The organism is Pedobacter sp. UBA4863 (genome assembly GCF_002399615.1).
In the GTDB taxonomy this organism is placed as follows: domain Bacteria; phylum Bacteroidota; class Bacteroidia; order Sphingobacteriales; family Sphingobacteriaceae; genus Pedobacter.
Genome location: NZ_DHDZ01000033.1, coordinates 250,081 through 257,213, shown reverse-complemented (window position 1 = coordinate 257,213; position 7,133 = coordinate 250,081). Strand labels below are relative to the sequence as shown.

Annotated in this window: 6 protein-coding genes; 2 read left to right on the top strand and 4 right to left on the bottom strand. The window is 37.6% G+C overall.

What is annotated here, in order from left to right:
* Positions 1 to 205: 205 nt before the first annotated feature.
* Both B3I52_RS07940 and pdxH read right to left on the bottom strand, forming a co-directional pair.
* Positions 206 to 1,768, bottom strand: a complete 1,563-nt coding sequence (locus tag B3I52_RS07940; RefSeq protein ID WP_293300174.1) for a peptide MFS transporter — start codon at positions 1,766 to 1,768, stop codon at positions 206 to 208.
* Positions 1,734 to 2,384 (bottom strand): pyridoxamine 5'-phosphate oxidase, encoded by a 651-nt coding sequence (gene pdxH / locus B3I52_RS07935; protein ID WP_293300172.1) that lies wholly within the window; start codon positions 2,382 to 2,384, stop codon positions 1,734 to 1,736. The genes B3I52_RS07940 and pdxH overlap by 35 nt, the downstream gene beginning before the upstream one ends.
* Before the next feature lie 113 nt (positions 2,385 to 2,497).
* Between pdxH and B3I52_RS07930 the strand changes: the two genes are divergently transcribed.
* Positions 2,498 to 3,061: a YqgE/AlgH family protein gene (locus B3I52_RS07930; RefSeq protein ID WP_293300171.1), complete on the top strand. Its 564-nt coding sequence runs from the start codon at positions 2,498 to 2,500 to the stop codon at positions 3,059 to 3,061.
* 167 nt (positions 3,062 to 3,228) lie between these two features.
* Here B3I52_RS07930 and purE read toward each other — a convergent pair whose 3' ends face one another.
* A complete protein-coding gene (gene purE, locus B3I52_RS07925) occupies positions 3,229 to 3,711 on the bottom strand; it encodes a 5-(carboxyamino)imidazole ribonucleotide mutase (protein ID WP_293300170.1) in 483 nt (160 codons plus the stop codon).
* Between the two features lie 182 nt (positions 3,712 to 3,893).
* Positions 3,894 to 5,033: a 5-(carboxyamino)imidazole ribonucleotide synthase gene (locus tag B3I52_RS07920; protein ID WP_293300169.1), complete on the bottom strand. Its 1,140-nt coding sequence runs from the start codon at positions 5,031 to 5,033 to the stop codon at positions 3,894 to 3,896.
* A gap of 390 nt (positions 5,034 to 5,423) precedes the next feature.
* Here B3I52_RS07920 and B3I52_RS07915 point away from each other — a divergent pair, with 390 nt between their 5' ends.
* Positions 5,424 to 6,614 carry an NAD(P)/FAD-dependent oxidoreductase gene (locus tag B3I52_RS07915; protein WP_293300167.1) on the top strand — a complete coding sequence of 397 codons (1,191 nt, stop codon included), beginning with the start codon at positions 5,424 to 5,426 and terminating at the stop codon, positions 6,612 to 6,614.
* The last annotated feature ends 519 nt before the right edge of the window (positions 6,615 to 7,133 follow it).

The window sequence follows — 7,133 nt, the reverse complement described above, 5'->3', positions numbered from 1 at the left end:
ACACCTGCAGAAAAAATAGAGATCTGTAACAATACATTGGCATAATAGGGTAGCGATAGCACGGGGTTGTTTGCCGCTATAATATCTTTTTCCCCACCTGCCTATAGCGGCCCGCTAGAGTTTGGTGTCCCCACCAAACTTAACCTGTTAAATGGTTATCCCATTTTTAAACAGTTTTTGAGCTATCTCGTTAAATCGTGTTAAACTATCTGATATCGCCCATCCATTTTTTTAATAGTGGAACAAGAAAGAAAATAAATACCCCAACACCTGCAGAAAAAATAGAGATCTGTAACAATACATTGGCATAATAGGGTAGCGATAGCACGGGGTTGTTTGCCGCTATAATATCTTTTGGGATACTCATTAGCGCACCAATTTTACCTGCTAAAAATTCGCCAATGGCAGTGAAAAAGAAGAAAATGCCCATCATTAAACCTACAATATTGGTTGGCGACAATTTGGTAATCATAGATAAGCCCACTGGAGAAATACACATCTCACCACAAATGATAAAGAAATATCCGCCAGCAAAAGCCACCAATGGAATTAAACCATGGCTTAAGCTAGCTTGACAGGCTAAATAAAAAGTGAAGAAACCCATTGCAACGAAGATAAATGAAAAAGCAAATTTTGCTGGCGTAGAGGGTTCTAAGCCGCGTTTATTGAGCCAAGGCCACAAAGCAGCAAATACAAAGCTTAAAATAATTACCCAGCCTGGAGGCAAAAAGTTGTTAACTGCAAGGGCTGGGAGCGCAATTCCGAAAACCTGCATATCTACATTTCGCATGGCGAATAAGTTTAACGAACCTGCATTTTGTTCGTAAAAAGCCCAAAATATAGTAGAAACTACCACCAAAATTAAGGCAGCAAGCAATTTGAATTTTGCTTCTTTTTCAAGCTTAAACGATAAGTATAAAATATAAGCAACAGAAACAATTGCAAGCACTAACATAATACTATCTAGTGCTTCATAATAATTAAACAGGGTTACAATTAAAGGTAAAGTTACAAAGGTTAATAAGTAAACCGTCCATTCTACAGAGATGAAACCACCTATTTTTCGGTGTAAATCATTTGTTAATGGTAAGCCTTTTTCCTTTAATGATGATTTTCCGATAATGAAAATCACTAAACCTAAAACCATAAAAATACCTGCCAAGCCAAAGCCATAATGCCAATTTATTTGCTGGCCAACGTAACCACAAAGTAAGCCACCCAAAGCTGCGCCAATATTTATGCCCATGTAGAAGAGCGAAAATGCGCTGTCTTTGCGAGGGTCGTTATTGTCGTACAACGTACCTACCAAACTCGAAACGTTAGGTTTGAAAAAACCATTTCCGCAAATGATAAATGCCATGCCATAAAAAAAACTCCAATCTTGAGGTATGGCTAATACTATGTGGCCAATGGCCATCATTATACCACCAAAAATAATGGCCCGTCGGTATCCTAAAAACTTATCGGCCAACATTCCACCAAACATGGGCATGGTATAAACCAACGCCGAGTAAGCACCTAAAATGGCATAACCTTTTGGTTCGTCGAATTTTAGTTGGGTAACCATATAGGCCAACAGCAAGGCCTTCATTCCGTAGAACGAAAAACGCTCCCACATTTCGGTAAAAAATAGGAGGTAGAGCTGTTTAGGGTGTTTGGTTTGGTTCATTACTGGTTGGTTAACTGTTTTGTTTTTTGGTTTGTTAGAATTTAGTAATATACGCTTTAAGCTTTTAGGGTGCCAATCGCTCAATTTTCCAACTGCCATTTACAAAAGTATATTTAATCCTGTCGTGTAAACGGCTCGATCTACCTTGCCAAAACTCAATTACTGTTGGTTTTAGAATATAGCCGCCCCAGTGTGCCGGTTTAGGTATCGTTTTACCTTCGTATTGTTTGGTGAGTTCTTCCACCTTGTTTTCTAAGATATTTCTATCTGCTATTACCTGGCTTTGTGGCGAAGCAATGGCACCAATTTGGCTACCAATGGGGCGGGAGTGAAAATAAGCTTCAGAAGTTTCCTTGTCTAGCTTTTCTATTTTACCTTCAATTCTTACCTGGCGCTCTAGCTCTCCCCAAAAAAACACCAAGCATGCCAACGGATTTTTCTTCAGCTCTTTTCCTTTTTGGCTTAAATAGTTGGTGTAAAAACTAAAACCATCTTTATCAAAACCTTTTAAAAGTACAATTCTAGCATTTGGCCGCCCAGATTTATCTGCTGTAGCCAATGTCATCACATTAGGCTCAAAAATTTGAGCATTTACCGCATCCGAAAACCATTTCTCAAATTGCATTATCGGATCGTTTACAATGTCTTTTTCACTTAATTCGGCAGCTTTGTAGTCTTGCCTTAAGTTTTGTACCATTTCTTTAGTAAGCTTCATGAAACAAAAGTACGTTTGTGGCCTTACATTTTTTAATTTTTACCCAGAATTATATCCGTTTTATACTACAGGATTGATCGCTAGTTTCGATTAAATTTTGTTAATTTACCATTATGTTAAGCTTATTAAATCCATCTGCGGGTAGGTTATTAATCTCGGAACCTTTTTTAGCCGATCCAAATTTTAAGCGTGCGGTAATTTTGCTTACCGAATACGGCGAAGAGGGAGCAATGGGGTTTATCTTAAACCAACCAAGTAATTTGCTAGTAAAAGATTTAGTCCCCGATTTATGGGAAGCAGATTTTCCCGTATTTATTGGTGGCCCTGTAGAAGTTGATACCATTCACTTTGTACACCGTTGCTATGATAAATTGAATAGTGGAGAAGAAATTATAGATGGCCTGTATTGGGGTGGAGATTTTGAAACGCTAAAAATACTGATTAACAATAATAGTATTCAGGAAGACGAAGTAAAGTTCTTTTTAGGTTACTCTGGCTGGGGTTTTAACCAATTAGAAGACGAGCTGGCAACTAACACCTGGATTGTTTCAGACCAATATCACCAAGACACTATATTTTCGCAAAACGAAGAAGAACTTTGGAAAGAGGTAATCATCAACTTAGGCCCTAAGTATGCTCATGTGAGTAATTTTCCTATAGACCCGAATTTGAATTGATATTAGTCCGAAAGTTTTTAGTCGGAAAAGTACGAAAGATATGGCTGTCAAAAATTGCAAACTAATATATCTTTCGGGCTATAAACTTCCCGACTTTCGAACTAGTTAGACAAAAAAATCCGAAAGGCTAGGTTCTCTATCTCTTTCGGACTTCGACGACTTTCCGACTACTCTTCCATTTCAGCAGCAGTTTGCTCAACTTTCTGCCTTAAATCGTCTTTATAAGCTTGCATTTTTTCTGCTAGCTCAGGTTTCGCCGTAGATAATATTTGTACTGCCAACAAGCCCGCATTTTTAGCCGCATTTAAAGCAACTGTAGCCACCGGAATACCATTTGGCATTTGCAGGATTGAAAGAATACTGTCCCAACCATCAATAGAGTTCGATGATTTTACCGGAACACCGATTACCGGAACAGTAGTAATAGACGCCACCATGCCAGGTAAATGCGCTGCACCACCAGCACCAGCAATAATCACTTTAATACCACGACTGGCAGCTTCTTTAGCATAAGAGAACATTCTATCGGGCGTGCGGTGTGCCGAAACTACCGTAATTTCAAAATCTACGTCAAATGCTGTACAAATATCTGCCGCATCTTGCATTACAGGCAAATCAGACTTGCTGCCCATGATAATACCAACTTTCATTTTTGTTTAGTTTATATAGTTGTTCGGATGGTTGGTTTTTTGGTTTTTTAAAACCTCTATCCACATCCTTATTCTTTATATCCTTACTCCTTTATCCTTGTTCCTTACTCCTTTATCTTTGTTCCTTGCTCCTTTATCCATGTTCCTTACTCCTTTATCCTTGTTCCTTACTCCTTTATCCGCTAAGAAATCACTTTCAAAGTTTGTTGTACAAATCTAGCTTTCTCAATGGCCTTTTCTCGGTTTTGGTCAATAATGGTTAAATGCCCCATTTTACGAAACGGCTTAGTATATTTCTTGCCATATAAGTGCACGTAAACACCATCGATAGACATGATCTTTTCCAATCCATCGTACTTAGCTATGCCTTCATGGCCTCTTTCGCCTAAAACGTTTACCATAATGGCATTCGAAATAGAACGCGTATCGCCTAAAGGTAAATTAAAAATAGCCCTTAAATGTTGTGCAAACTGCGAGGTATAATTGCCCTCTATACTTTGGTGTCCACTATTATGCGGACGAGGAGCCAATTCGTTTACCAAAATATCGCCATGTTTAGTGATAAACATTTCTACGGCTAGAATACCAGTAATATTTAAGCCGGCAGCAATATCTTTGGCAATTTTTTCCGCTCTTTCTTGAATACTTTCTGGATAAGTTGATGGCGAAATTAAGAACTCTACCAAGTTGGCCTCAGGGTTAAATTCCATTTCTACCATCGGAAAAGTTTTTATATCGCCATTGACATTTCTAGCTACAATTACCGCAATTTCTTTTTCAAAATGCACCAATTCTTCAATTAAAGTAGGCGCATCAAAGGCATTTTTAACATCGGCGGCAGTGCTAATTTTCATCACACCCTTACCATCGTAACCATCTTTACGCAATTTCAAAAAATATGGAAAAGGAAATTTACCACTGCTCAAATCTTCCTTCGAATTTACCAACATGAAAGGAGCCGTAGGAATGTCATTTTCCTTAAAAAATTGCTTTTGTACACCTTTATCTTGGATTAACCTAATTACTCTCGATTGCGGATAAACCAATTTTCCTTCTCGCTCTAATTGTTCCAGCGCATCTACGTTCACCTTTTCAATTTCGATAGTAATAATATCGGCTTTTTTACCAAAATTATACACCGTATCATAATCGGTAATAGAACCAATTTCGAAATAATTGGCAATGTGTTTACACGGAGCATCAGCATCTGGGTCTAGCACCAAAGTGGTTAAATTGTAGTTAATTGCCTCCTGAATTAACATCCTGCCCAATTGTCCACCACCCAAAATACCTAATTTTAACTCGCTAATTTGTTTTGCCATTATCACTTTAATTTGCAACAAAAATAGCAAAAAATAAGCATACAGTTTGTGCTAGTTCTACATTAGCTTACAATTAGAAGCGCAATGCCAGTACTGCTATTTTCCGAAAGTCCTGCTTTTCGTTAAAATTTTTTTGTTAATATTTGTGCCATGTTTCTTAGGTTTTCAAAACCTAAGAGGTCTAAGTTGTTGTACAGCAAAAAGTATTTCCACTACAATCAGGGCTTTTTACAAAAGTTCACTTATAACTTTGCGGTACTTCGCAAAACTCCCAAAACCTTTGCAATAAAATCTTAATGCAAAGAACCTAAATGAAAAACCAGACAAATGCTTGGCATTTTTTACTTTTGCACTACTTTTAACTTTCAACTCTTAGCTTTTAACTTAAAAATGGATTACGATGCAATAATTATTGGTGCTGGTGCTTGCGGATTAATGTGTGCCGTACAAGCTGGCTTTTTGGGAAAGAAAGTTATTGTATTAGAAAAAGCAGATAAACCTGGTGCTAAAATTTTAATTTCTGGTGGCGGTCGCTGTAACTACACCAATATTGGCGCAACACACGAGCAGTTTATTTCTGCCAATGAACATTTTGTAAAATCGGCCTTTAAACAATGGACGGTAGAAGATACCATCAGCTTTTTTGAAACCTATGGCATTTACGGCGCAGAGAAAACCTTAGGACAGCTGTTTCCAGATGGGAAAAATGCAAAAGATGTGGTTGAAGTGTTTACCTCACTTTGTGCAGAAATGGAACAACAAATCATTTGCAGTGCAGAAGTAATAGCAATTGAGAACGAACAGGGACAATATCAAGTCAATTATCAGCATAACGGCAAAATAAAAACCTTAAAGTCGCCAAAATTGGTAATTGCCACCGGCGGCCTGCCAATTCCTAAAATGGGCGCAACAGATTTTGCACTAAGATTTGCCAAGAAACATCAATTAAATATTGTTGAAACAGCACCAGCTCTAGTACCCTTAACTATTACCGGTAAAGACGAAGCTTGGTTTACGCAGCTGTCGGGTAATTCGGTTTTTTGTAGGGTAAGTAATGAGGAGATGAGTTTCGAAGAAAATATTTTATTTACGCACTGGGGCTTAAGTGGTCCAGCTATTTTACAAATTTCGAGCTATTGGCGCCCAGGTCAAGAAATTGAAATTGATTTACTGCCAAATCAAAATATTACTGCTGTTTTAAATACTGAACGTCAGCAAAATGGACGCGTTCACTTAGCTACGTTGTTAAATAGATTTTACACCAAAAAGTTTACCGATGCCTTGGGTAAATTTTTGCCTTTAAGTAAAACCATTGCCGATTTAACAAAAGCAGAAATGGAGCAATTGGAACAAACTATCCATCATTTTAAAGTGAAACCCGCCGGCGATAAAGGTTATGACAAAGCCGAGGTAATGCGTGGGGGCATTGATACTAACGAACTTTCGTCTAAAACATTAGAAAGCAAAAAAATGCCAGCTTGTTATTTTGGTGGCGAGTGTGTTGATGTTACAGGTTGGCTGGGCGGTTATAATTTTCAATGGGCTTGGGCAAGTGGCTATGTGATTGCGCAAAACTTATAAGCCCGGGTTGTATTATTAAATATTCCAAACTAAAAGAATGAAAGTCTAAGGAAATTTAGTTTTTGGACTAAAATCCATTATTGATCCGTAATGTTTTGCTTCAATTTTGTTTAAAAACAATAAAGAACCGTGTAAGTAAGATTAAATAATTGTGCTAGAGGTATAATGGTATGTTAGTGTAACACACCATCAAGGTTAAGGTAAGAGTGCAGTTGAGGTGGACTTAACGTGGACTTAAGGTGGAGTTGAGATGGACTTGTAAAATATTAATGAATTGGTTTTTCGGATAGCTTATCCTTATATTGGAAGTAAAGCTAAATTACTAAAAAACGGCGAGAAAGAGGGAGTAATTTTAAGTTTTCTTTGAGATTTGAAGGAGTAGGGAATTCCTTTCCATTAGTTTATACCCGTAGTGTATTATCAATAAAATAATAAACAATTGATATGCAGTTATTTGTGTGTTTATTTATAAATCCTGTCCCTCTCCAAGAGGGGATATGCAAATCGCATAGTTATACG

Excerpts from the sequence above, each read along its gene's own strand:
- purE (WP_293300170.1), bottom strand. The coding sequence starts at position 3,711 with ATGAAAGTTGGTATTATCATGGGCAGCAAGTCTGATTTGCCTGTAATG.
- B3I52_RS07920 (WP_293300169.1), bottom strand. The coding sequence starts at position 5,033 with ATGGCAAAACAAATTAGCGAGTTAAAATTAGGTATTTTGGGTGGTGGA.
- pdxH (WP_293300172.1), bottom strand. The coding sequence starts at position 2,384 with ATGAAGCTTACTAAAGAAATGGTACAAAACTTAAGGCAAGACTACAAA.
- B3I52_RS07940 (WP_293300174.1), bottom strand. The coding sequence starts at position 1,768 with ATGGCAGTTGGAAAATTGAGCGATTGGCACCCTAAAAGCTTAAAGCGT.
- B3I52_RS07915 (WP_293300167.1), top strand. The coding sequence starts at position 5,424 with ATGGATTACGATGCAATAATTATTGGTGCTGGTGCTTGCGGATTAATG.
- B3I52_RS07930 (WP_293300171.1), top strand. The coding sequence starts at position 2,498 with ATGTTAAGCTTATTAAATCCATCTGCGGGTAGGTTATTAATCTCGGAA.